This is a genomic window from Stagnihabitans lacustris (assembly GCF_025950525.1).
In the GTDB taxonomy this organism is placed as follows: domain Bacteria; phylum Pseudomonadota; class Alphaproteobacteria; order Rhodobacterales; family Rhodobacteraceae; genus Stagnihabitans.
In genome coordinates, this window is sequence record NZ_JAPDGS010000004.1 from 60,543 (window position 1) to 83,335 (window position 22,793).

Sequence of the window (22,793 nt, forward strand, 5' to 3'; positions counted from 1 at the left end):
CCGGAACATGAACCCTTCGGATGCCGCAAGAATGTGCAAGGCCCTAAGGGGCTGGAGCGCGGTCCGGGGATATGCCAAGCTTGCGTCATGCGGCTTTGGTCTAGTGGCTGGGCCTCAGGTTTCCAACCTGATGAGGCGGGTTCGATCCCCGCAGGCCGCTCTTGACCTTGCCCTTTGCCGAAGCAGGCCGCCCTTGGGCGGGCATGGTCTTTCGCTTGCCTTGGCCTTCTGGCAATCTGGCGCAAAATGGAGGCGATGATGACGAAAGTGGCACTGATCACGGCGGGCGGCAGCGGGATGGGGGCGGCCTCGGCGCGGCGGCTGGCGGCGGAGGGCTGGAAGGTCGGCGTCCTGTCGTCCTCGGGCAAGGGCGAGGCTTTGGCGGCCGAATTGGGCGGCGTGGGCGTCACCGGGTCGAACACCGAGACGGCCGATCTGCAACGGCTGGTCGATCTGGCCATGGACCGCTGGGGGCGGGTGGATGCGCTGGTGAACTCGGCAGGCCACGGGCCGCGCGGGCCGCTGTTGGAGATTTCCGACGACGACTGGCACCGGGGCATGGAAGTCTATCTGATGTGCGTGATCAAGCCGGTGCGGCTGGTGGCGCCGATCATGCTGGCGCAGGGCAAGGGCGCGGTGGTCAATATCTCGACCGCCTGGGCCTTTGAACCGGCACCGATGTTCCCGACCTCGGCCGTCTTCCGGGCGGGGCTTGCCAGCTTCACCAAGATTTTCGCCGATACCCATGCCGCGCAGGGACTGCGGATGAACAATGTCCTGCCGGGCTGGATCGACAGCCTGCCCGCGACGGAGGAACGCCGGTCCTCGGTGCCGATGGAACGTTATGGCACCAGCGACGAGATCGCGGCGACGGTAACCTTCCTGTTGTCCGAAGGGGCGGGCTATATCACCGGGCAGAATATCAAGGTCGATGGCGGGCTGACGCGGGGGGTGTAAGGTCTTCGCGGCCGCGGCCCGTCCCTGTGGCCGGTCTGTGCGATCAGCGCAGGTCGGCCAGGCGGCGGGCGAGGTCGGCGCGCAAGGACCGCCGCTCGTCGGGGGTCAGGAAAGCGCCCAACTCGACCTCGCGGCCATTGCCGGCCAGGGTCAGGTAGACCGGCACCGGCCCTTCGGTCTCATAAAGGGTCAGGCGCACCCAATGCGGATTGGCCTCCCAGGACTGCAAGCCGCGGGCATGGCGGGTCAGGGTCAGACGGTCTGGCGACAGGCGCAGGGTCTCGGTGATGCGGCGGTCGGTCTGGTTGCGCCGGATCGCCAGCCACAGGAAAGCGACTGTCCCCGCGACAAAGGCCAGGATCACCCACAGCATCGGATTGCCCAAAAGCGGCGTCAGGGGCAGGGCAAGGCCCGCCGACAAAAGCCCGATGGCCCAGACAAAGCCCCTGGGCCCCAGTGAGCGGTGGGGCCAAAGCGTCAGCGTGTCATCATCGGTCCAACGGTAGGGCATGGAGGCAGTATAGAACGCGGCCCGCCCGCGGAAAGCCCTGATCCAGAATAGCGCGCGTTTTCAGGGGTCCTTTGGCCCGCGGCCAACCGGCAAGCGCAGGATTTTCAGCGCGCCCCCGGTCCTATCGTCCCCCGGTCCCATCGCCCCTGATCCTGCGGTCCAACCGGCAGATGCAAAAAGGCCCCGGGCGCGAACCCGGGGCCTTCTTTCATGACGCAGCCGATCAGTGGGCGTGGGAGTGATCCCAGTCCTTCTGCTTGGGCAGCTGTTCGAACGTATGTTCCGGCGGCGGGTTGGACAGGGTCCATTCCAGCGTATCGGCATATTCGCCCCAATAACCCGGCTCGGTGACTTTGCGGCCCCAGAGCAGCGTATAGGTCATGACCCCGATGAAGAACACGAAAGACCCAAAGGACAGGAAGGCGCCATAGGACGAGATCTCGTTCCAATAAGCATAGGCCTCGGGGTAGTCGATGTAGCGGCGCGGCATGCCCTGGCGGCCCAGGAAGTGCTGCGGGAAGAAGGTCAGGTTGGCCCCCGCGAACATCGCCCAGAAGTGCAGCTTGCCCGCCCATTCCGGATACTGGCGGCCCGACATCTTGCCGACCCAAAAGTAGATGCCCGCAAAGATGCCAAAGACGGCGCCCAAGCTCATCACATAGTGGAAGTGGGCGATCACATAGTAGGTGTCGTGATACAGCCGGTCGACCGGCGCCTGGGACAGCATGATCCCGGTGACGCCACCGACGGTGAACAGGAACAGGAAGCCAAAGGCCCAAAGCATCGGCGTCTTGAACTCGATCGAGCCGCCCCACATCGTCGCGATCCAGGAGAAGATCTTGACGCCCGTCGGCACCGCGATGACCATCGTGGCCAGCATGAAGTAGCTTTGCTGGGTCAGCGACATGCCCACGGTATACATGTGGTGCGCCCAGACGACAAAGCCCAGCACCCCGATCGCCACCATGGCATAGACCATCGGCAGATAGCCGAAGATCGGCTTTTTCGCGAAGGTCGAGATCACATGGCTGATGATGCCAAAGGCCGGGATCACGATGATATAGACTTCCGGGTGGCCGAAGAACCACAGGATGTGCTGATACAGGATCGGATCACCACCGCCGGCCGGGTCAAAGAAGGTCGTCCCGAAGTTGCGGTCGGTCAGCAGCATGGTGATGGCACCCGCCAGAACCGGCAGCGACAGCAGGATCAGCCAACCCGTCACAAAGATCGACCAGGCGAACAGCGGCACCTTGTGCATGGTCATGCCAGGCGCGCGCATGTTCAGGAAGGTCGTGATGATGTTTATCGCGCCCAGGATCGACGATGCCCCCGACAGGTGGACGGCAAAGATCGCAAGGTCCATGGCATAGCCGTCTTCGCGCGCCGACAGCGGCGGGTAAAGCACCCAACCCACGCCCGCGCCCAGACCGCCTTCACCACCCGGAGCAAAGACCGACAGGATGCCCAGCGAGGCGCCGGCCACATACATCCAATAGGACAGATTGTTCATCCGCGGAAAGGCCATGTCCGGCGCACCGATGTGCAAGGGCATGAAATAGTTGCCGAAACCGCCAAACAGCGCCGGGATGACGACGAAGAACATCATCAGCACGCCATGGGCGGTGACGACCGCGTTCCACAGGTGGCCATCCTGCGCACATTCGCCATTGGCGATGAACCGCATCCCCTCGGCGCACATGTATTGCACGCCGGGATGCATCAGCTCCATCCGCATGTAGACGGTGAAGATCACCGAAATCAGGCCAACCAGCCCGCCGGTAAAGAGGTAAAGGATCCCGATGTCCTTGTGGTTGGTCGACATGAACCAGCGGGTGAAAAACCCTTTCGGCTCATGGTCGTGGCCATGGATGGCTGCATCGGCCATTGGCGTCTCCCGTTATGCCCTTTTCGGGCGTTCTGTTGTCCTCGTCGGAGCAGAGTCCCTCCCCGCGCCGCATCCCGGTTGTTCTAGTGCGCCAAAGCCTTTGGGGCAAGGCGCAAAGCGGCGGACAAGGCCGGAAAATGGCGCGATTTCAGGGGGTCGGGAGCAGGGCGGGCGGGGCTGTCGTTTCGCCTGTGGAAACAGTGGTTTCCCCTTGCGCGATTGACCCTGGGCTGGGCGCGGCCCTATCATGGGGCAAGTTTGACATTTTCAGGGCAGGGGCGGGACCAGAGCGCGATGACCAAATTCAATTTGACCGATGCCGACGACTTTTTCCCGGCGCTTGCGGGGCTGACCGATGGCCATGACCTGATTTACGGCAATGCGGGAAACGACACGATCGAGGGCGGCAAGGGCCAGGACACGCTGTGGGGGGATCTGGGCAACGACATCCTGCGCGGCGGCGCGGGGCATGACCTGCTGTATGGCGGCCCGGGGGTGAACGAGCTTTGGGGCGGCAGCGGCAATGACACGGTGATCGCGGTCTATGATGCGCAGTTTGCGGCCTTGCAGGGCGGGACCGGGGTGGATGCGCTGGGGCTGATCATGTCCGACACGGTCGATGCACCTGCCAAGATCGTGGTCAGCGGGCTGAACAACGGCTTTTTGGTGAGCCTCGATGGCCGGGTGATCTCGGCCAATGCCTTTGAACAGCTGTTCGTCGAATCCGGCCGCGCACTAGAGTTCGTCGGCGGGGCGGAACAGGACGAGGTCGTCTCTTGGGGGGCCAAGTCGCGGATTTCGCTGGGGGCGGGCGATGACCGGCTTTTCATCGAGCGGACGACCGCGATCAAGGGCCAGGCCGATACGCTGGACGGTGGCGCGGGCAATGACCTGCTGCAAGTCGATGTCACAAACCTGGGCAGCCGGATCTATGTCAGCTTTGATGCGACGGGCGCGGGGAAATACAGCTTTATCAACGGGGTGAATTCCGGGTTCACCGGGTTCGAACGGCTGGAGATCATCGGCGGCGATGCGGGCGACCGGGTGCAGATGGGGGCGCAGGCCATCGCCCTGTTCGCCGAAGGGCGCGAGGGGCTGACCACCGACAACGACCTGTTCGAGGGCGGCGCGCTGAATGATGTGCTGAAGGGCGGCTCGGGCGCGGATACGCTGCGCGGGGCGCTTGGGAATGACGTGCTGATCGGCGGGACGGGCGCGGACATCCTGACGGGCGGGGCGGGGGCCGACATGTTCGTCTTTCAAGGCACCGCGCAATCGGCCTTGGGGGCTGCGGACCGGATCATGGACTTTGCCTCCGCGGCTATGGTGGGCACGGCGGGCGGCTGGGACATGCTGGACCTGACCGAAGCGCGCCTAGCGGCCGGGCTGACCGAAACGCTGGTCCTGATCGGCACCGGCGCCTTTACCGCGGCGGGTCAGATCCGGCTGGTTGACCTTGGGGCGGACCTTGCGGTGGATGTGAACCTGACCGGGGTCACGGGCGCGGAAATGCGGGTGATCCTGATGGGCGTGGCCGATGCCACGATGATCGGGGTCCAGGACTTCTTTGGGTGAAAGCAAAGGCCGGGCAAGGGTTTGCCCGGCCTTCTTCATGTGAAGCGTTGGCTTATTGCGCCGGGGCGACCGAGGCGAGATAGGCCGCGACATCCTCGCCGCCCTTGGCCAGCTTGAAGGTCATCTTCGACTTGGCGCTGTCATCGCCGGTCTTTTCCTTCAGCCATTTGGTCGGATCGACGACATAGGCGGCCAAGGCAGCCTCGTCCCATTTCGACCCATCGGCACCGGCGGCCACGACCGACTCGCCATATTTGAAATCGGGCAAGGCGCCGATCTGACGGCCGATCACGCCGTAAAGGTTCGGGCCGATCTTGCCGCCCTTCACCACCTCGGCCCCATCGGGACCGATGATGGCATGGCAGGACTTGCACTTCTTGAAGACATCCTCTCCGGCCTTGGCATCGCCAGCCAGGGCAGGCGCCGCAGCAAGGGCACCAAGGGCAAGGGTGAAGGCGAAAACTTTGGACATTGGTTTGAACATGGGGGGCAGTTCCCTGAATCTGTCTGACACGCGCGGTCGGCGCAACTTAGCGGCCTGAACCATGCAGAACAATGGTTAAGCGTCGGTTAAACCGGCCTTGGTCAATTTGTCTCAACCGGGGGGAAGTGCTTGCGGGGGGAAGTGCTTGGGGAACTCGGCCAGAAGGGCCGCGTCCAGATCGGCCAGGGTTACGGGAAGCCCAAGGTCGACCAGGCTGGTGACGCCATGGTCGCTGATGCCACAGGGCACGATACCGGTGAAATGCGCCAAGTCGGGCTCGACATTGATCGAAATGCCGTGGAACGAGACCCAGCGCCGCAGGCGGATGCCGATGGCCGCGATCTTGTCCTCGCGGCCCTCTCGGGCAACCCAGACGCCGACGCGGCCCGCACGACGCTCGCCCTTGATGTTGAACTGCGCCAGGGTGCCGATCACCCAGTTCTCCAGCGCGCAGACGAATTGGCGCACATCGCGGCCGCGGCGCCCCAGATCCAGCATGACATAGACCACCCGCTGACCCGGCCCGTGATAGGTGTATTGCCCGCCACGCCCGGCCGGAAAGACCGGGAATCGGTCCGGGTCCACCAGATCAGAGGCCTGGGCGGAGGTGCCCGCGGTATACAGCGGTGGGTGTTCCAGGAACCACAGCGCCTCTGGGGCGTCACCCCGGGCGATGGCCTCGGCCCGCGCCTCCATCAGGCCAAGGGTTTCGACATAGGGCGCAAGGCCTGCAAGGTGGGTGATTTCAACCATGACCCGATGATAGGCAAAGCACGCGATTGAAAAAAGGGTGAAAAGCCCCTTTTCAACCGCGAAACCCTTCGCTATGAAGCCTCCACCGAAGCCGGATCAATGCGGATGTGGCGGAATTGGTAGACGCGCAGCGTTGAGGTCGCTGTTCCTTAACCGGAGTGAAAGTTCGAGTCTTTTCATCCGCACCAATCCGGCTTTGGCAAAGAACAGGGCGTGGCGCAAGCCGCGCCCGTTTCATTTTGCGCCCCCTCGCCCGTGGCGCATTTGCACGAAAAAACGGCGATTCCCGAACAGCATGTTTGCGCAAACTTTGGGCCCTTGGACCCGCGCATCAGGGACCGCATGGTGATTCTGCGGGCAGTTTTCGCCCGCCGCAGGAAACTGGCTCTACCTCATGGTGAAAAAGACGGCGTTTATCGCCTGATTGCGGCGCAATAACCCCTTTTTGACGCTTTCGCATCGCGCATCCTTGACCTCATCAGAAGTGAATTGCACCAAAGGCCACCATCGGCTTAAGTCGCAGTCAACGGGACCGAAACAGGCCCGACCGGGGAGACGTAAACGTATGACCAGCCCGAACGAGGCTTTCGTGGCCTTCGAGCATGTCCAGAAAAGCTACGACGGGGTTTCCCTTGTTGTGAAGGACCTGAACCTGGCCATCGGCAAAGGCGAGTTTCTGACCATGTTGGGGCCGTCGGGCTCTGGCAAGACGACCACGCTGATGATGCTGGCGGGCTTTGAAACCGCGACCCATGGCGAAATCAAGCTGGACGGGACCAACATCAACCTGGTGCCGCCGCATAAGCGCGGCATCGGCATGGTGTTCCAGAACTACGCGCTGTTTCCGCATATGACGGTGGGCGAAAACCTGTCCTTTCCGCTGGAAGTCCGCGGCATGGGCAAATCCGAGCGTGAGGCCAAGATCAAGCGCGCGTTGGACATGGTGCAGATGGGCGCCTTTGCCAACCGTCGCCCGGCGCAACTGTCAGGCGGCCAGCAACAGCGGATCGCTTTGGCCCGCGCCTTGGTCTTTGATCCCAAATTGGTGCTGATGGACGAACCCCTGGGTGCGCTGGACAAGCAGTTGCGTGAGCATATGCAGTTCGAAATCAAGCACTTGCATGAGTCGTTGGGCATCACCGTCGTCTATGTGACCCATGACCAGGGCGAGGCCTTGACCATGTCCGACCGCGTGGCCGTGTTCAACGATGGCCGCATCCAGCAGCTTGCCTCGCCGTCCGATCTTTACGAACGCCCCGACAACAGCTTTGTGGCGGGCTTCATCGGCGAGAACAACAAGCTGCCCGGCGTGATCGAGGCGATGGGGCAGGGCACCTGCACCGTGCGTCTGGCCACCGGCGAGGTCATCGACGCCACCCCGGTGAACGTCACGCAAAAGGGCCAGAAAACCATGGTCTCGATCCGCCCCGAGCGCATCGAATACAAGCCCGAGATGTTCCCCGAAGGCGCGCATGTGCTGGACGCCGAGGTTCTGGAGTTCATCTATATGGGCGACATGTTCCGCACCCGCCTGCGCGTGGCTGGGTCGGAAGATTTCGTCATCAAGTCACGCAACACCCAAGGTCAGCGCATGTTGACCCCGGGCGAGAAGATCAAGGTCGGCTGGCATCCGCAGGACGCACGGGCACTTGACCCATAAGCCGACCCTTGAGACCAAACCGGGAAAACCCGGAGCCTATAAATTCAACAAGGAGACCAGAATGAAAAAACTCATCCTGACCACCGCACTGACGTCTTTCGCCTTTGCGGCGCATGCGGATGTGACGGTCATGTCCTGGGGCGGTGCCTATGGCGGCGCGCAGACCGAAGGCCACCTGAAGCCCTTCACGGCGGAAACCGGCATCGGCACCGTCATGGTGGACAGCGACAACCCAGCCACGCCCATCAAGGCGATGGTCGAGGCGGGCAACGTCACCGTGGACGTCGCTTCGGTCGAATATGCCGACGCGATCCGTCTGTGCGACGAGGGCGTGCTTGAAGCGATCGACATGGCCATGCTGCCCGCGGGCGACGATGGCACCCCGGCCGCCGAAGACTTCATCGCCGGCGCCGTGACGGAATGTGGCGTTTCGACCGACGTCTGGTCGACCGTGTTTGCCTATGACACGACCAAGTTCCCCGAAGGCCCGAAGACCGCGGCCGATTTCTTTGACCTGACCAAGTTCCCGGGCAAGCGCGGCTTGCACAAGGGCGCCAAGGCGGTTCTGGAATTCGCGCTGATGGCCGATGGCGTCGCTCCGGCTGACGTCTATGCCACCTTGGGCACCCCCGAGGGCGTGGACCGCGCCTTCGCGAAACTCGACACGATCAAGGCGGAAACCGTCTGGTGGGAAGCGGGCTCTCAGGCTCCGCAACTGCTGGCGGACGGCGAAGTTGCCATGACCACCGCCTATAACGGCCGGATCTTCAACGCCGCGATCTCTGAGGGCAAGCCCTTCCAGATCGTCTGGGATTCGCAGCTGTTCGAGAACGAAATGTATGTCGTTCCGAAAGGCGCGCCGAACAAGGATCAGGCGCTGCAGTTCATCGCCTATGCGACCTCGACCAAGGGTCTGCGTCAGCAAGCCCAGCACATCTCTTATGGTCCGTCGCGCAAGTCGTCGCTGAAAGATCCGCTGGTGTTCATGGACGGCAAAACCGACATGGGCCCGCATATGCCCACCGCCGAGGCCAATATGGTCAACGCTTTGGGTTCGGACTTCCAGTTCTGGGTCGACCATGACGCAGAGCTGAATGACCGCTTCAACGCCTGGTTGGCCGCGAACTAAGCCTTTTGGGGCCGCCCCGTGCGGGCGGCCCCTTTTTCGGACCCCGGTCCGCCGTATTCCCCCCGGAGATCCCCGATGGCCGATGTCTCACTGGCCCCCTTGCAGACGCAACCTCTGCAAACCGCAGATGGCCGCCCGCTGAAGGCCGCCTTGGCCAAGGCGCAGCAACGCGCCAAGCGCCGCGCCTTTCTGCTGGTGCTGCCGCTTTTGGCCTTTGTGCTGTTGACCTTTGTCCTGCCGATTGGCCAGATGCTGCAACGCTCGGTCTATCATGATGGGTTTGCCGCCAACGCCCCTGCCACGGTGGCTTGGCTTGCCGCCAACCCCGGAGCGCCGGATGAAGCCGCCTATGCCGCCCTGGTCAGCGACCTTGCGGCCATGCAAGTGGCCAAGACGGCGGGGGCTGCGGGGACGCGGATCAACTACACCTATCCCGGCACGATCAGCATTTTCAAAGAGGCCGCGCGTGAGGCCGCCAAGCTTCAGCCGCCCTACAAGGACTCGCTGGGGGCGCTGGATGCCAAGTGGAACGACCCCCTGCTGTGGGTGACGTTCCGCCATGCCGCAAGCGCCTGGACCACCGACTTCTACATGGTGGCGCTGGATGCAAAGCGCACGGCGGATGACGGGCTGGAATGGCAGTCCTCGGACATGTCGATCCTGAAGTATCTGTTCGCCAAGACCTTTGTCCTGTCGGCCGTGATCACCTTCCTGTGCCTGCTGTTGGCCTTTCCCATCGCACATCTTCTGGCCATCTTGCCGATGCGCAAATCCAGCCTGCTGATGATCCTGGTGCTGCTGCCGTTCTGGACCTCGCTTTTGGTGCGGACCTCCAGCTGGATCGCGATCTTGCAGGAACAGGGGATCATCAACGACATCCTGGCCTGGGCGCGGATCATCCCGGACGACAACCGCTTGCCGATGATCTACAATCAGACCGGCACGATCATCGTCATGACCCATATCCTGCTGCCCTTCATGGTGCTTCCGCTTTATTCGGTGATGCGGGTCATCCCGCCGAGTTACGCCCGTGCCGCGCGGTCGCTGGGGGCGACAAGCTGGACCACCTTCCGCCGCATCTATCTGCCCCAGACCCTGCCGGGGATCGCGGCTGGCTCTTTGTTGGTCTTTATCCTGGCGGTCGGCTATTACATCACCCCCGCGCTGGTCGGTGGCGCCGATGGCACGCTGATTTCGAACCAGATCTCTTATCACATGGGCAAGTCGAACTGGTCGCTGGCCGCCGCTTTGGCCGCAATCCTTCTGGCCCTCGTCCTTCTCCTTTACTGGCTCTATGACCGTCTGATCGGCATCGACCGTTTGAAACTCGGGTGACACCATGGCTCTTCCCGTCTATGCCTCGCCACTGGAGCGGATCTGGTATTACACCTTCCGCGTGATCTGCGCCTGCGTGTTCGTCTTTCTGATCGCGCCGATCCTGATCGTCATGCCACTCTCGTTCAACGTCGAGCCCTATTTCAGCTTTACGGAGAAGATGCTGGCGCTTGACCCCTCGGGGTACTCCTTGCGCTGGTATGACACGCTTTTGACCTTTGGCGTGAACGCGCCCGAGGATGCGGTGCGCGATGCTTCCTGGTGGTCGATGGTCTGGCAGGATGCGACCTGGATCAAGGCCGCCAAGAACTCGATCTGGATCGGGTTTTGGGCGACGATCCTGGCCACGGTGCTGGGGACCACGGCGGCGCTGGGACTGTCGCGCCCCGAGATGCCTTATCGCAGGCTGATCACCGCGATCCTGCTGTCGCCGATGATTGTGCCGATCATCATCATCGCGACGGGGCTGTTCTTTGCCTATTCCTCGGCCTGCCTGCCGCAGGGCAATATTCTGGCCGATGCGCTGTCGCCCTTCTTGTCGGCCAAGGGCTGTCTGGCCAATACGCATCTGGGCATCATCATGGCCCATGCGACGCTGGGCATCCCCTTTGTCATCATCACGGTGACGGCGACCTTGTCGGGGTTCGACCAATCGCTGATCCGCGCCTCGGCGTCCTTGGGGGCCAATCCCCGGACGACGTTTTTCAAGATCATCATGCCGCTGATCTTGCCGGGCGTGATCTCGGGCGGGCTCTTCGCCTTTGTCACCTCGTTTGACGAGGTCGTGGCGGTCCTGTTCATCGCAGGCCCCGATCAGCAAACCATCCCGCGCCAGATGTGGAACGGCATCCGCGAGGCGATCTCTCCGGCCATTCTGTCGATCGCCACGATCCTGGTCATCATCTCGGTCGGACTTCTGGCTTCGGTCGAACTCTTGCGCCGCCGGTCGGAACGTCTGCGCGGAGTGACGCCCCAATGAACGACTATGATGCCGGCCGCCTGAACCTGCCCTTCGTCGGCATAGCCACCTTTGGCAAACGCCCCTATGTGCAAGATTGGGCCGCCATCGACGCCGATGTGGCCGTCCTGGGCGCGCCCTTTGACTTTGGCACGCAGTTCCGGGCGGGTGCGCGGTTCGGGCCAAGGTCGGTGCGCGAGGCCTCGACTCTGTTCAGTTTCGGCCATGCTGGCGCCTATGACCACGAGGATGACGCGACCTATCTGCCGCAATCGGTGCGCATCGTCGATATAGGCGACGCCGATATCATCCACACCGACACCGCGCAAAGCCATGCCAATATCCGCAAAGGGGTTCAGGCGATCCTTGCCGCGGGCGCGCTTCCGGTGGTGATCGGCGGAGACCACAGCGTCAACATCCCCTGCATCGAGGCCTTTGAGGGCCAAGGCCCGATCCATATCCTGCAAATCGACGCCCATCTGGATTTCGTCGACCAAAGGCATGGGGTGCGGGTTGGCCACGGCTCTCCAATGCGGCGCGCGGCCGAAAAGCCCTGGGTCAGCGGCCTGACGCAAGTGGGCATCCGCAACGTCAGCTCCACCGCGAAAGACGGCTATGACGCCGCCCGGGCGATGGGGTCGGATATCCTGTCGGTCCGCCAATTCCGCGCCCTTGGTCCCGAGGGCGTCGCCGCACGCATCCCGGCAGGGGCGAAAGTCTATGTGACGCTGGACATCGACGGCTTTTGCCCCTCGATCGCGCCAGGGACCGGCACGCCTAGTCACGGTGGGTTCCTGTATTACGAGGTGCTGGAGCTGTTGCAACAGGTGGCCCAGACCCACGACGTCGTGGGCATCGACCTGGTCGAGGTCGCCCCCGATTACGACCCCAGCCAATCGACCCAGATCCTCGCGGCGCAAGTGCTGCTGAACTTCTTGGGCTTCATCTTTCACGCGAGGGGCGCGCGGTAGGGTCAGAGCCTCCGGCGGGAGTATTTGCGCCAATGTGAAACTGCGCTCCTTTGCGCTTTCATACTGATCAAAATACTCACGGGGGTTTCCAAAGGGGGCCCGTGGGTCCCCTTTGGCCTGTTTCTGCCGGCCTAGGGCAAGATAGACAGCCAGAACCAGACCGAAAGCAGCGCCAGCCCCGTGCCCCACAGCACGGCCGAGGCCGAGGCGCGGCGGCCCACCAGATACATATGGGCAAAAAGATAGGCATTGGCGCCGGGCGGCATGGCGGCGGTAACGACCGAAGAGCGCAGCGCCGCAAGGTCGAGGTTCAGCGCCTGGGCCAGGCCCCAGGTCACGGCTGGATGGACCACCAGTGCCAAGCCCACGATCAGGGCGATGACGGCGCGGTCTCCCTCGGGCTTATAGCGCCAGAGCACGCCGCCCAATCCGAACAGCGCCGTGGGCAGGCCCGCGCGGCCCAGCATCTCGGCCCCGGCATCTATCGCGCCGGGCAGGGGTAGGCCGCTGATGTTCACCACAAAGCCCAGGCCGATGGCCACGACCAGCGGCTGTGTCCCGATGGCGCGGCCGACCTTGGTCCCAAGGGCGCGCGGTGACAGGCCCTGGCCGCGGTGCCGCACCAGCTCCATCACCGTGATGCCAAAGGCATAGAACATCGGCGAATGCATCGCGATGATGGCGTAATTGCCCGACAATGCATCCACGCCATAGGCGCGCTCGGTGATGGGCAGGCCCAGAAGCAGCGTGTTGGAGAACATCGCGGCGAAACCGATGGCCACACATTCCTCCAGTGGGCGGGAGAGGAGCCGCCAGGAGATCGCAAAGGCCAGGGCAAAGCAGAGAAAGGCGCCAGCATAGAAACTGCCCAGCATGTTCAGGCCGAAATCGGTCTTCAGGTCCAGATGCACCATCTGGCGGAACAGCAGGCAGGGCACGGCCAGACCTTGGGAAAACCACATCAGCGCGTCGATATGGCTGTCGGTGAAACGCCCCGCCCGGGCCATCGCGTAACCCGCGCCCAGGATGACGAAGACCGGCAGGATGACATCCAGCAGCAGGCCCATCAGAGCGTGATGACCATGCCGTCATAGGCGGGCTCGACGCCTTGGGGCAGTTCATGAACCAGCGTTTCGTAATCCATATCCAGGTGCATATTCGTGATGACCGCGCGTTCGGGAATGGCGCGCGCGATCCACTCCAGCGTCAGGGCCAGATGGGCATGGGTTGGATGGGGCTTGCGGCGCAGCGCATCGACGACCCAGTATTTCAGACCCGTCAGCTTGGCCCAGCTTTCCTCAGGGATTGCAACCGCATCAGGCAGATAGGCGAGGCCTCCGACGATGAAACCCAGCGCCTCCATCGCGCCGTGATCGGCGGTAAAGGGGGTGAACTCGATCGGACCGCCGGCGCCCGGGACCTGAAACGGACCATGACCAATCGTTCGCAAATCAAGGATCGGCGGATAGGGCGAGCCCTGGGGCTGCACGAAAGCATAGCCGAAACGGGCGATCAGCGCGTCTTCGGTCGGCCCATCGGCCCAGACCGGCAGACGGTCGCGCAGGTTGAAGACGATCTGGCGCAGGTCGTCGATGCCATGCGTATGGTCGGCGTGGGAATGGGTATAGACGACGCCGTCCAGCGTGCCGACACCCGCCGACAACAGCTGTTCACGCATATCCGGTGAGGTGTCGATCAGCACCCGCGTCACGCCCTCGGGGCCCTTTTTCTCGACCAGCATCGAACAGCGGCGACGGCGGTTTTTCGGGTTCTGGGGGTCGCAGTCGCCCCAATCGCCGCCCAGACGCGGCACGCCGCCCGAGGACCCGCAACCCAGGATCGTGAAACGCAGGCTCATGGCTTGGCTTTCGTGAAGAGGCGGTCGAAATTGGCGGTGGTGGCGGCGGCGAATTCTTCTTCGGTGACGCCGAAGACCTCGGCGCCTTTGCGGGCGGTAAAGGCGGTATAGGCGGGCTCATTCCTTTTGCCGCGGTGCGGCATGGGGGCAAGATAGGGGCTGTCGGTTTCGACCAGGATGCGGTTCAGGGGGGCTGCGGCGAAGATCTCGCGCAGTTCGCCCGACTTCGGGAAGGTCGTGATGCCGGACATCGACAGGTAAAATCCCATCTCCAAGGCGGCCTCGGCCAGGCGGCGGCCCGAAGAGAAGCAGTGCATCACGCAGGGGAAGGGTTTCACCGCCATCCCCTCGGCAAGGATGCGCTCCATATCCTCATCCGCGGCGCGGGCGTGGATGACCAAGGGCAAATGGGTTTCCTGGGCGGCCTGAATATGGATGCGCAGCGAGACTTGCTGCACCGCAGCAGAGTCCGCCGTGTAGTGGTAGTCCAGCCCGCTCTCGCCAAAGCCCACGAACTTCGGATGGCGCGACAGGGCGACCAACTCTTCGACCGTGGTCAGAGGCTCTTCGGCGGCCGACATCGGGTGGATACCGGCGGTGTAATAGACGCCCTGATGCGCCTCGGCTATCGCACGCACCACCGGTTCGCGGTGCAGTTTGGTGCAGATCGACACCATCCGCGTGACCCCTGCCGCGCGGGCCCGGGCGATGATCGCGTCAAGCTCCCCCTCGAAATCGGGGAAATCCAGGTGGCAATGGCTGTCGACGAGTTCAAAGGGCATTTGTCACCTATGGGCGACCAAAGCCGCCGTTTCTTCCATGCGCAGGAACATATCTAGGATCAGGGCAGAGGGGTCAAGGTTCACCGCCTTGGCCTTTCGCGCCCGCAGGCCCAGATGCTGCGCAAGGTCGGCCCATTCGCGGGCGATGGCGGGGTCGGCGGCCAGGCGTTCGATCAAGGCGGCCTCACCGGGGGCGGCCTCGGGCGGGATCTCGCGCGTGGTGCCGGCGCGGGCCAGACGCGCCAGGAAGAGGTCGATCAGCGTCACGGTCAGGTCAAAAGCCTCGGGGCGTTTGCGGTCAGAGGCCGCATCGGCCAGGACCCGCGCCATGGGGCGGTCCAGTTGCGGCAGGGTGGCCAGCAGCCGCACGAGGCGCCCGTATTGGTCAAGGCCCTGCAGATGGGTCAGGCGAAAGGCCTCGCCGACCGAGCCGCCCGCGAGTTCCGCCAAAGGCGCCGCATCGGTGATCTCGGCCCCGGCCTGATGCATGGCACGGGCCAGCAGATCGGCGGGCAGGGAGGCAAGCCGCAGATCGCGGGTGCGGCTTCGGATCGTGGGCAGCAGGCCCGCAGGTTGATGCGTCACGATCAGGAATGTGACCTTGGCCGGAGGCTCCTCCAGCAGCTTCAGGATCGCATTGGCGGCGTTGCGGTTCAGGTCATCGGCGGCGTCGATCAGGACGACCCGGCGCCCGCCATCCGCCGCCGAAAGGCCAAGGAAGTTCCGCAGGGCGCGGGTCTCGTCCACCGTGATCTCGGCGCGCAGTTTCTCGGTCTTGTCGTCCCAGGGGCGGCGCAAGAGGAACAAGCGCGGTTCCGACAGGGCCAGCAGGCGATGGGCGACGGGGTGATCGTCGGGGATGTCAAGGTTGCGGGGGGGAGGCGGCGCAAAGAGTTTGGCAGAGTCGGGGCCCTCATCCTCCGGCGTGGCCAAAAGAAACCGCGCAATCCGCCAGGCGAGTGTCGCCTTGCCCACCCCTTTGGGGCCGGAAATCAGCCAGGCGTGATGCATCCGGCCCGAGTTGAAAGCATCCAGAAACACCGCCTCGGCACGGGCATGGCCCAGAACCTCATGGGTCTCGCGCGGGTGGGGGGCGCCCTCCAGCCGGTCGGGTTCGGGAATGTCGCTCATAGCGCTTGGGCCACGCGGGCCGCAACCTCGGCAGAGCTGCCGCGCCCGTCGATCACGCGGAACCGTGCATGGCGCGCGGCGAGGTCAAGGAAGCCCGCCCGCATCCGGGTTTGCATGTCCAGGCCCATGTCCTCGAACCGCATCTCGACCCCGGCGCGGGTCTGGGCGCGGGCCAGGCCCTCTTTGGCGGGCAGGTCGATCAGGAAAGTCAGGTCGGGTTCCACCCCGATCATCAGCGCATGAAGCTGATCAACGGTGGCGGCAAGATCGCCGCGCGTGACGCCCTGATAAATCCGGGTGGAATCCGCGAAACGGTCGGTGATCACGGTCGCCCCCCGGGCCAGCGCCGGGCGGATCGTCTTTTCCAGATGGTCACGGCGGGCGGCGGTAAAAAGCAGGATCTCGGTTTCAGGCGACCAGCGGTCGGGGTCGCCCTGCAGCACCAAAGCGCGGATTTCCTCGGCGCCCGCAGAGCCGCCGGGTTCACGGGTCAGCACGACATCTTCGCCCCGCGCCCGCAAAGCCTCGGCCAAAGCCCGGGCCTGGGTGGATTTGCCCGACCCGTCGATCCCCTCGAACGAGATGAAACGTCCCATCAGATGCCGTATTGGCTGCGCAATTGCGTCAGGGCCACGAACATGCGGTCAACGAAACCGGCGGGCGCCACATCGGCGGTGGTCAGCAGATCGACGGTCTGGTCGGGCAATTCGGGGCGGCGGATGACCAGTTGGGCCACCTTGGTCCCCTTGGCCACCGGAGCCTCCAGCGGACCGGTATAGATCACTTCGGCCGCGATCTCCTTGCCGGCCCCGGCCGGGATCAGAAGCTGCAGGTCCTCGGCCGCGGCCAGCCCCACCTTGGGGGCGGCGCCAAGAAAGACATCGGCCTGGGTGACTTCGGTCCCCGCCTTGACCACGGTCTTCAAGGCGAATTGGCGAAAGGCCCAATTGGCGATGCGCTCGGCCTCTTCGGCGCGTTCCTTCTCGCTGGTCAGACCGTTGAAGGCGAAAACGATCCGCCGCTCGCCCTGCAGGACGGACCCCACCATCCCGTAACCCGCCTCTTGCGTATGGCCGGTCTTCAGCCCGTCGGCCCCGGACACCACGCCCAGAATCGGGTTGCGGTTGTTGGCATTGGCCGGGGCGCGGTCCTTGTAATTATACTCGGTCTCCGAAAACACCGGGTAAAGCTCGGGATAGGCGGTGATCAGGTGGACCGCCAGAAGGCCAAGGTCCTTCATGCTCATCCGCTGACCCGGGTCGGGCCAGCCCGAGGAATTGGCGAAGGTGCTGGCGGTCAGACCAAGCGCCTGGGCCCGCTCGGTCATCTTGCGGGCGAATTCCTCTTCGGAGCCCTCCAGCCCCTCGGCCACCACGGTGCAGGCGTCGTTGCCCGAATTCACCACCATGCCCTTGATCAGCTCTTCGACCGTGGGCCGGTCGGTTTCCTGCAGATACATGGTCGACCCGCCCATGGCGGTAAAGCTCATCGCCTTGGCCGAGACGCCAAAGGTCGTGTCCATCTGGACCCGGCCTTCCTGCAACGCCTCGAACAGCATTTCGATCGTCATCAGTTTCGACATCGAGGCAGGCGGCACCGACACCGTGCCCTCTTTGTCCAGAAGCACCGTATTGGTCGTCATGTCATAGACCCAGGCATGGGTGGCCTTGGTCTCGAAGGCCTGCGCGGCGCTGGTGAACAGCGCAAAGGCGGCCAAAAGGGGGATAAGGCGCATGGCGGACCCTCAGCGTTTCAAAAGATAGGCGTCGTTGAAGCCGGCCGACTTCACCGTGGCCAGGGTGGCCTGATCGCCCTTGGTGGTGACAGACCACAGGTCCTTGCCCTGCGAGGTCTCTTTCGTGCTGCGGGCGCTGACGCCGACGGCCTTCAGGACATCGACGGCGCGCTTGGCGTTGGCCTCTTGGGAAAAGATGCCAACCTGGATCGTGCGGCCGGTGGCGACCTCGACGGGGGCGAGGGCGCCTGCCGGTTTCGTCGTGGGCTTGACCTCTGCCGCGGTCTGGGTGGCGGTTTGGGCGGAGGGTTTGGCGGGCGGGGCTTCCGAACCGGCAACGGCGCCCGCAACCGGGGCCACCGCGTCGATGGCGGCGGCCGCCGTGGTCACGACATCGGTTTCCAGCGGCAGGACCGCACCTTCGGTATTGGCATCCAACAGCGGCGCATCGGCGGCGGGCTCGGCCACTGGGGCCTCTTCGCGGCGCAGCGCCGTCACCGACACCGTCGCAGGCTCACCGGCCAGCAGGCCAAGCGCCTGGGCGGCATCAGAGGACAGTTGCAGCTTGGGGCCGGGCAGGGCCTCTTCGCGGCGGAACAGGCCGCCGATCACGAATTTCCCATTGGCCGGGTTGCGCAGGATCACGCGTTCCGGGTCCTTGGCATCGGAGGAGGCGACCCAGACGCCACCCAGCGAGGGCCGGCCGTCCCACAGCGCCTTGTCCTCGGTCTGAAAGATTTCCGGCGCCTCGACGTCGCGGTCGACCAAGCGGGCCGAGGTCGCAGGCGCGCTGGTTTCGGTCGAACCGCCCCCCGCCCCCATCTCGCAGGCCGTCAGCGCAAGGCAAGCCACCCCCGCCAAAAGCAGCGCCAAGGGCCGCCGTGCCGCGGCCGAAATCCCGCCCGTATAAATCCTGTCCATGCCCGAACCTCTGATTTGCCCGCGGTTCTTTGCCGCGCCTGGTGGAGAAACTGGGCTTTTCCGCCCGATTGTTGCCAATCATAGCGGCAAGCCCGGCAACAGGGAAGGCAGCGCGCCAAGGCTTGGCGGAAAACTTCACCCTCTGGACCCCGGCGCGGCTTTTGGTTAGGAAGGCGCGCAACGGAAGTGTGGCCGAGTGGTTTAAGGCTCTGGTCTTGAAAACCAGCGTGGGGGGAACCCCACCGTGGGTTCGAATCCCACCGCTTCCGCCAGTTTTCCCATCTCGCCCGGTCGCGCGTCTCGTGTTAGGCTTTGGGCAAAGAGGTGCATCATGCGCGACATCAAGCCCAAGCTTACCCCCCAGGTCGATCCGGTCTGGACCCGCATCCGCGACGAGGCCGCAGCCGCGGTTGCCGCCGAGCCGCTTTTGGGCGGGTTGATCCATGCCAGCCTTTTGCATCATCCGACGCTGGAACGCGCGCTGGCCTATCGGTTCAGCCAAAAGCTCGCCAGTTCCGAGATGAGCGAACAGATCCTGCGCGAGATCGCCGACGAGGCTTACGGCGCGGCCCCCGACATCGGTCAGGCGGCGCGGGCCGATATCATGGCGATCTTTGACCGCGACCCGGCCTGCCACCGGTTCCTGCAGCCGGTCTTGTTCTTCAAGGGCTTTCAGGCGGTGCAGGCCTATAGGATCGGCCATTGGCTGTGGACCGAGGGGCGGCGCGATCTGGCCTATTTCGTCCAGATGCGGGTCTCCGAGGTCTTTGGCGTCGATATCCACCCCGCAGCCCGGGTCGGTCGCGGCTTGATGATCGACCATGCCCATTCCATCGTCATCGGCGAAACCGCGGTGGTGGGGGACAATGTCTCGATGCTTCATTCGGTGACTTTGGGCGGCACGGGCAAAGAGGACGGCGACCGCCATCCCAAGATCGGTGATGGCGTGTTGATCGGCGCCGGGGCCAAGGTTCTGGGCAACATCCACATCGGCAATTGCAGCCGGGTGGCGGCGGGTTCGGTCGTTCTGGCCGATGTGCCGCCTTGCAAGACCGTGGCCGGCGTGCCTGCCCGCATTGTGGGCGAGGCGGGATGCGCCCAGCCCTCGGTCTCGATGGATCAGCGGTTGAAGGATTGCGACTGCGGCGAGATGTAGTCCCGGGCCACGCGGTCTGGTCTGGTCTGGTCTGGGCGCGTGGCGTCTCGGCGCACCCCTTCGGTTGACGCCGGGGAGGGTTTCACACCCTCGCCGGTCTTTTGCGGATACCCCGGGAGGGTTTCACACCCTCGCCGGTCTTTTGTGGATACCCCGGGAGGGTTTCACACCCTCCCGGACCCTCCCGTGGGATATTTTTGAAAAGATGAAGGGCAAGAAGGCTCTTGGTCTGCAATGGCTTTGCAGTGGTTTGCAGTGTAAGGGCTTTGCTGCCGCTGCGTCGCCCGGAGGATACGCCGGGACCTCCGCCAAATCAAAAGGCCCGGGACGTTGCCCCGGGCCTTTTGTTTACGCCAGCATGGCCATCGGGTTTTCCAGAAGCTCGACAATGTGCTTGAGGAGTTCCGCCCCAAGCGCGCCGTCGATGACCCGGTGATCGACCGACAGCGTCATGGACATGACGGTGGCGACGCCCAGTGTGCCGTCCTTCAACACCACCGGCTTCTTGATCCCGGCACCCACGGCCAGGATCGCGCCATGCGGCGGGTTGATGACGGCGTCGAAATTCTCGACCCCCATCATCCCCAGGTTCGAGATCGCAAAGCTGCCGCCCTGATATTCGTGGGGCGCCAGTTTCTTGGTCTTGGCGCGGGTCGCCAGGTCTTTCATCTCGGCCGAAAGGGTCGAGAGGGTCTTCTTGTCGGCATCCTTCAGGACCGGGGTGAAGAGCCCGCCTTCCACCGCGACAGCCACCGCAACATCCGAGGGCTTCAGCTTGAGGATGCGATCCCCGGCCCAAACAGCGTTTGCATCCGGAACAGCTTGCAGAGCCGCCGCACAGGCCTTGATGATGAAGTCATTGACCGACAGCTTGACGCCGCGGGATTCAAGCCCCTTGTTCAGCTGCTCACGGAAGGCCATCAGCGCATCAAGCCGCACCTCGCGGCGCAGGTAGAAATGCGGGATGGTCTGCTTGGCTTCGGTCAGGCGGGCGGCAATCACCCGGCGCATCCCGTCCAAAGGCACCTCGGTATAGGCGCGGTCGGCATAGATTTTCATGACCGTTTCCGCTGCCATGCCGGTGGGCATGGCAGCCTTCGGGGCCGGAGCCGCCGCCACGGGGGCAGGGGCCGCGACCACCGCAGCCGGAGCGGCTTTGGCGCCCTCGACATCGGACCGCACGATGCGGCCATGCGGGCCGGAGCCTTGAACCTTGGTCAGGTCCAGACCCTTTTCCGCTGCGATCCGGCGGGCGAGCGGTGAGGCGAAGACGCGGGCGCCTTCAGCCTTCGGCGCAGCAGCCACGGCAACCGCCGCGACTGCGACCGGAGCTGCCACCGGAGCCGCGGCCGCCTTGGGTGCCGCCACTTCCGTCGAGCCGCCCTCTTCGATCAGCGTGGCGATGGCGGTGTTCACCTTCACCCCCGCCGTGCCTTCCGCGATCAGGATCTTGCCGATGGTGCCTTCATCCACCGCCTCGAACTCCATCGTCGCCTTGTCGGTCTCGATCTCGGCAAGGATCTGGCCGGATTTGACCACATCGCCCGCTTTGACCAGCCATTTCGCCAGCGTGCCTTCCTCCATCGTGGGGGACAGCGCGGGCATCAGAATTTCGATAGCCATGATCCCACCCCTTACCGATAGCAGACGGATTTGACAGCGGCGACCACATCGGCGGTCGTCACCAGGGCCAGCTTTTCAAGGTTGGCCGCATAGGGCATCGGCACATCCTTGCCGGTGCAGGTGATCACGGGCGCGTCCAGGTAATCAAAGGCGCGCTGCATGATCGTGCTGGCCAGGTGATCGCCGATCGAGCCCACCGGAAAGCCCTCTTCGACCGTGACGCAGCGGTTGGTTTTCATGACCGAAGCCAGAACCGTGTCATAGTCGATGGGCCGCAGGGTGCGCAGGTCGATGACTTCGGCCGCGATACCTTCCTCGGCCAGCTTGTCAGCGGCCTCCAGCGCGTAACGCATCCCGATGCCGAAGGAGACGATGGTGACGTCTTTCCCCTCACGCCAGATGCGGGCCTTGCCGAAGGGGATGGTGAAATCGGGCAGGTCGGGGACCTCGAACGATTGACCATACATGATCTCGTTTTCCAGGAAGATCACCGGGTTCGGATCGCGGATCGCCTGCTTCAGCAGACCCTTTGCGTCGCTTGCCGAATAGGGCATGACCACCTTCAGACCCGGGATCGCCGCATACCACGCCGCGAAGTCCTGGGAGTGCTGGGCGCCCACGCGGGCCGCCGCGCCATTGGCGCCACGGAACACAATCGGACAGCCAAGCTGACCGCCGGACATGTAATTCGTCTTGGCGGCAGAGTTCAGGATATGGTCGATGGCCTGCAGCGCGAAGTTGAAGGTCATGAATTCGACAATCGGGTTCAGCCCGCCCCAAGCCGCGCCAACGGCGATGCCGGTAAAGCCCATCTCGGTGATCGGCGTGTCAACGACCCGCTTCGGCCCGAACTCATCCAATAGCCCTTGGGAGATCTTGTAGGCGCCCTGATACTCACCGACCTCTTCGCCCATCAGCATGACGTGCGGATTGGCGCGCATCTCTTCGGCCATGGCCTCACGCAGAGCCTCACGAACGGTCATGGTCTTCATCGGCGTGCCGGGCGCCCAATCGGCCGAGGCCTTGGACACCACAGCCACCGGGGCCGCCACGGCGACCGGGGCAGGGACCGCAACAGCCACAGCCACAGCGACCGGAGCCGCCTTCGGCGCAGCCGTCTCGCCCTCTTCGCCCATCAAGAGGATCGGCGTGTTCACTTTCACGCCGCTCGTCCCCTCAGGCACCAACAGCGCCCCAACGCGACCCTCATCGACCGCCTCGAACTCCATCGTCGCCTTGTCGGTCTCGATCTCGGCGATGATCTGGCCGGATTTGACCACATCACCAACCTTGACCAGCCATTTCGCCAAGGTGCCCTCTTCCATCGTGGGCGACAGAGCCGGCATCAATACTTCAATTGCCATGG

Annotated in this window: 21 protein-coding genes and 3 tRNA genes; 11 read left to right on the plus strand and 13 right to left on the minus strand. The window is 64.0% G+C overall.

Going from position 1 to position 22,793, the window contains the following annotated elements; all coding sequences use genetic code 11:
- The first annotated feature begins 89 nt into the window (after positions 1-89).
- Both NX862_RS11300 and NX862_RS11305 read left to right on the plus strand, forming a co-directional pair.
- Positions 90-160 (plus strand) — tRNA-Gly (locus NX862_RS11300).
- Positions 161-258: 98 nt separating this feature from the next.
- Positions 259-957: an SDR family oxidoreductase gene (locus tag NX862_RS11305; RefSeq protein WP_264494022.1), complete on the plus strand. Its 699-nt coding sequence runs from the start codon at positions 259-261 to the stop codon at positions 955-957.
- Positions 958-1,000: 43 nt separating this feature from the next.
- Here the strand turns inward: NX862_RS11305 and NX862_RS11310 are convergent, their stop codons facing one another.
- Both NX862_RS11310 and NX862_RS11315 read right to left on the minus strand, forming a co-directional pair.
- Positions 1,001-1,468: a DUF2244 domain-containing protein gene (locus tag NX862_RS11310; protein ID WP_264494023.1), complete on the minus strand. Its 468-nt coding sequence runs from the start codon at positions 1,466-1,468 to the stop codon at positions 1,001-1,003.
- A gap of 223 nt (positions 1,469-1,691) precedes the next feature.
- Entirely contained in the window at positions 1,692-3,356 is a 1,665-nt protein-coding gene (locus NX862_RS11315) for a cytochrome c oxidase subunit I (RefSeq protein ID WP_264494024.1), read from the minus strand.
- A gap of 294 nt (positions 3,357-3,650) precedes the next feature.
- Here NX862_RS11315 and NX862_RS11320 point away from each other — a divergent pair, with 294 nt between their 5' ends.
- Positions 3,651-4,931 (plus strand): calcium-binding protein, encoded by a 1,281-nt coding sequence (locus NX862_RS11320; RefSeq protein WP_264494025.1) that lies wholly within the window; start codon positions 3,651-3,653, stop codon positions 4,929-4,931.
- A 52-nt stretch (positions 4,932-4,983) separates the two neighbouring features.
- Here NX862_RS11320 and NX862_RS11325 read toward each other — a convergent pair whose 3' ends face one another.
- A complete protein-coding gene (locus NX862_RS11325) occupies positions 4,984-5,403 on the minus strand; it encodes a c-type cytochrome (RefSeq protein ID WP_264494026.1) in 420 nt (139 codons plus the stop codon).
- Between the two features lie 123 nt (positions 5,404-5,526).
- The gene (lipB, locus tag NX862_RS11330; protein ID WP_264494027.1) at positions 5,527-6,168 is read right to left on the minus strand and encodes a lipoyl(octanoyl) transferase LipB; all 642 of its coding nucleotides are present in this window, start codon (positions 6,166-6,168) and stop codon (positions 5,527-5,529) included.
- Positions 6,169-6,269: 101 nt separating this feature from the next.
- On the opposite strand from lipB, the gene NX862_RS11335 reads away from it, so the two are divergent.
- From NX862_RS11335 to speB, 6 genes are all read left to right on the plus strand, one after another.
- A tRNA-Leu gene (locus NX862_RS11335) sits at positions 6,270-6,356 on the plus strand.
- A gap of 377 nt (positions 6,357-6,733) precedes the next feature.
- The gene (locus NX862_RS11340; protein ID WP_264494028.1) at positions 6,734-7,828 is read left to right on the plus strand and encodes an ABC transporter ATP-binding protein; all 1,095 of its coding nucleotides are present in this window, start codon (positions 6,734-6,736) and stop codon (positions 7,826-7,828) included.
- 61 nt (positions 7,829-7,889) lie between these two features.
- Positions 7,890-8,957, plus strand: coding sequence for an ABC transporter substrate-binding protein (locus tag NX862_RS11345; protein ID WP_264494029.1), 1,068 nt, complete (start codon positions 7,890-7,892; stop codon positions 8,955-8,957).
- Between the two features lie 75 nt (positions 8,958-9,032).
- Positions 9,033-10,292, plus strand: a complete 1,260-nt coding sequence (locus NX862_RS11350) for an ABC transporter permease (protein ID WP_264494030.1) — start codon at positions 9,033-9,035, stop codon at positions 10,290-10,292.
- Positions 10,293-10,296: 4 nt separating this feature from the next.
- Positions 10,297-11,271 carry an ABC transporter permease gene (locus NX862_RS11355; protein ID WP_264494031.1) on the plus strand — a complete coding sequence of 325 codons (975 nt, stop codon included), beginning with the start codon at positions 10,297-10,299 and terminating at the stop codon, positions 11,269-11,271.
- Positions 11,268-12,221, plus strand: coding sequence for an agmatinase (speB, locus tag NX862_RS11360; RefSeq protein ID WP_264494032.1), 954 nt, complete (start codon positions 11,268-11,270; stop codon positions 12,219-12,221). The genes NX862_RS11355 and speB overlap by 4 nt, the downstream gene beginning before the upstream one ends.
- A gap of 131 nt (positions 12,222-12,352) precedes the next feature.
- Here the strand turns inward: speB and NX862_RS11365 are convergent, their stop codons facing one another.
- From NX862_RS11365 to NX862_RS11395, 7 genes are read right to left on the minus strand one after another with little or no spacing between them, the layout of a single operon-like run.
- Positions 12,353-13,288: an AEC family transporter gene (locus NX862_RS11365; RefSeq protein WP_264494033.1), complete on the minus strand. Its 936-nt coding sequence runs from the start codon at positions 13,286-13,288 to the stop codon at positions 12,353-12,355.
- Positions 13,288-14,079 carry an MBL fold metallo-hydrolase gene (locus NX862_RS11370; protein WP_264494034.1) on the minus strand — a complete coding sequence of 264 codons (792 nt, stop codon included), beginning with the start codon at positions 14,077-14,079 and terminating at the stop codon, positions 13,288-13,290. The genes NX862_RS11365 and NX862_RS11370 overlap by 1 nt, the downstream gene beginning before the upstream one ends.
- Positions 14,076-14,861: a TatD family hydrolase gene (locus tag NX862_RS11375; RefSeq protein WP_264494035.1), complete on the minus strand. Its 786-nt coding sequence runs from the start codon at positions 14,859-14,861 to the stop codon at positions 14,076-14,078. Before NX862_RS11375 ends, NX862_RS11370 begins: the two co-directional genes overlap by 4 nt.
- A gap of 3 nt (positions 14,862-14,864) precedes the next feature.
- Positions 14,865-15,992, minus strand: coding sequence for a DNA polymerase III subunit delta' (locus NX862_RS11380; RefSeq protein ID WP_264494036.1), 1,128 nt, complete (start codon positions 15,990-15,992; stop codon positions 14,865-14,867).
- Positions 15,989-16,588 (minus strand): dTMP kinase, encoded by a 600-nt coding sequence (gene tmk / locus NX862_RS11385; RefSeq protein WP_264494037.1) that lies wholly within the window; start codon positions 16,586-16,588, stop codon positions 15,989-15,991. Before tmk ends, NX862_RS11380 begins: the two co-directional genes overlap by 4 nt.
- Positions 16,588-17,727 carry a D-alanyl-D-alanine carboxypeptidase family protein gene (locus NX862_RS11390; RefSeq protein ID WP_264494038.1) on the minus strand — a complete coding sequence of 380 codons (1,140 nt, stop codon included), beginning with the start codon at positions 17,725-17,727 and terminating at the stop codon, positions 16,588-16,590. The genes tmk and NX862_RS11390 overlap by 1 nt, the downstream gene beginning before the upstream one ends.
- A 9-nt stretch (positions 17,728-17,736) precedes the next feature.
- Positions 17,737-18,648 carry an SPOR domain-containing protein gene (locus tag NX862_RS11395; RefSeq protein WP_264494039.1) on the minus strand — a complete coding sequence of 304 codons (912 nt, stop codon included), beginning with the start codon at positions 18,646-18,648 and terminating at the stop codon, positions 17,737-17,739.
- 182 nt (positions 18,649-18,830) lie between these two features.
- On the opposite strand from NX862_RS11395, the gene NX862_RS11400 reads away from it, so the two are divergent.
- Both NX862_RS11400 and cysE read left to right on the plus strand, forming a co-directional pair.
- Positions 18,831-18,920, plus strand: a tRNA-Ser gene (locus NX862_RS11400).
- Between the two features lie 59 nt (positions 18,921-18,979).
- Positions 18,980-19,804, plus strand: a complete 825-nt coding sequence (gene cysE, locus NX862_RS11405) for a serine O-acetyltransferase (protein ID WP_264494040.1) — start codon at positions 18,980-18,982, stop codon at positions 19,802-19,804.
- A gap of 348 nt (positions 19,805-20,152) precedes the next feature.
- On the opposite strand, the gene NX862_RS11410 is transcribed toward cysE, so the two are convergent.
- On the minus strand, positions 20,153-21,427 hold the full coding sequence (locus NX862_RS11410) for a pyruvate dehydrogenase complex dihydrolipoamide acetyltransferase (protein WP_264494041.1): 1,275 nt from the start codon (positions 21,425-21,427) through the stop codon (positions 20,153-20,155).
- Between the two features lie 11 nt (positions 21,428-21,438).
- A complete protein-coding gene (locus NX862_RS11415) occupies positions 21,439-22,791 on the minus strand; it encodes a pyruvate dehydrogenase complex E1 component subunit beta (protein WP_264494042.1) in 1,353 nt (450 codons plus the stop codon).
- Positions 22,792-22,793 lie beyond the last annotated feature (2 nt).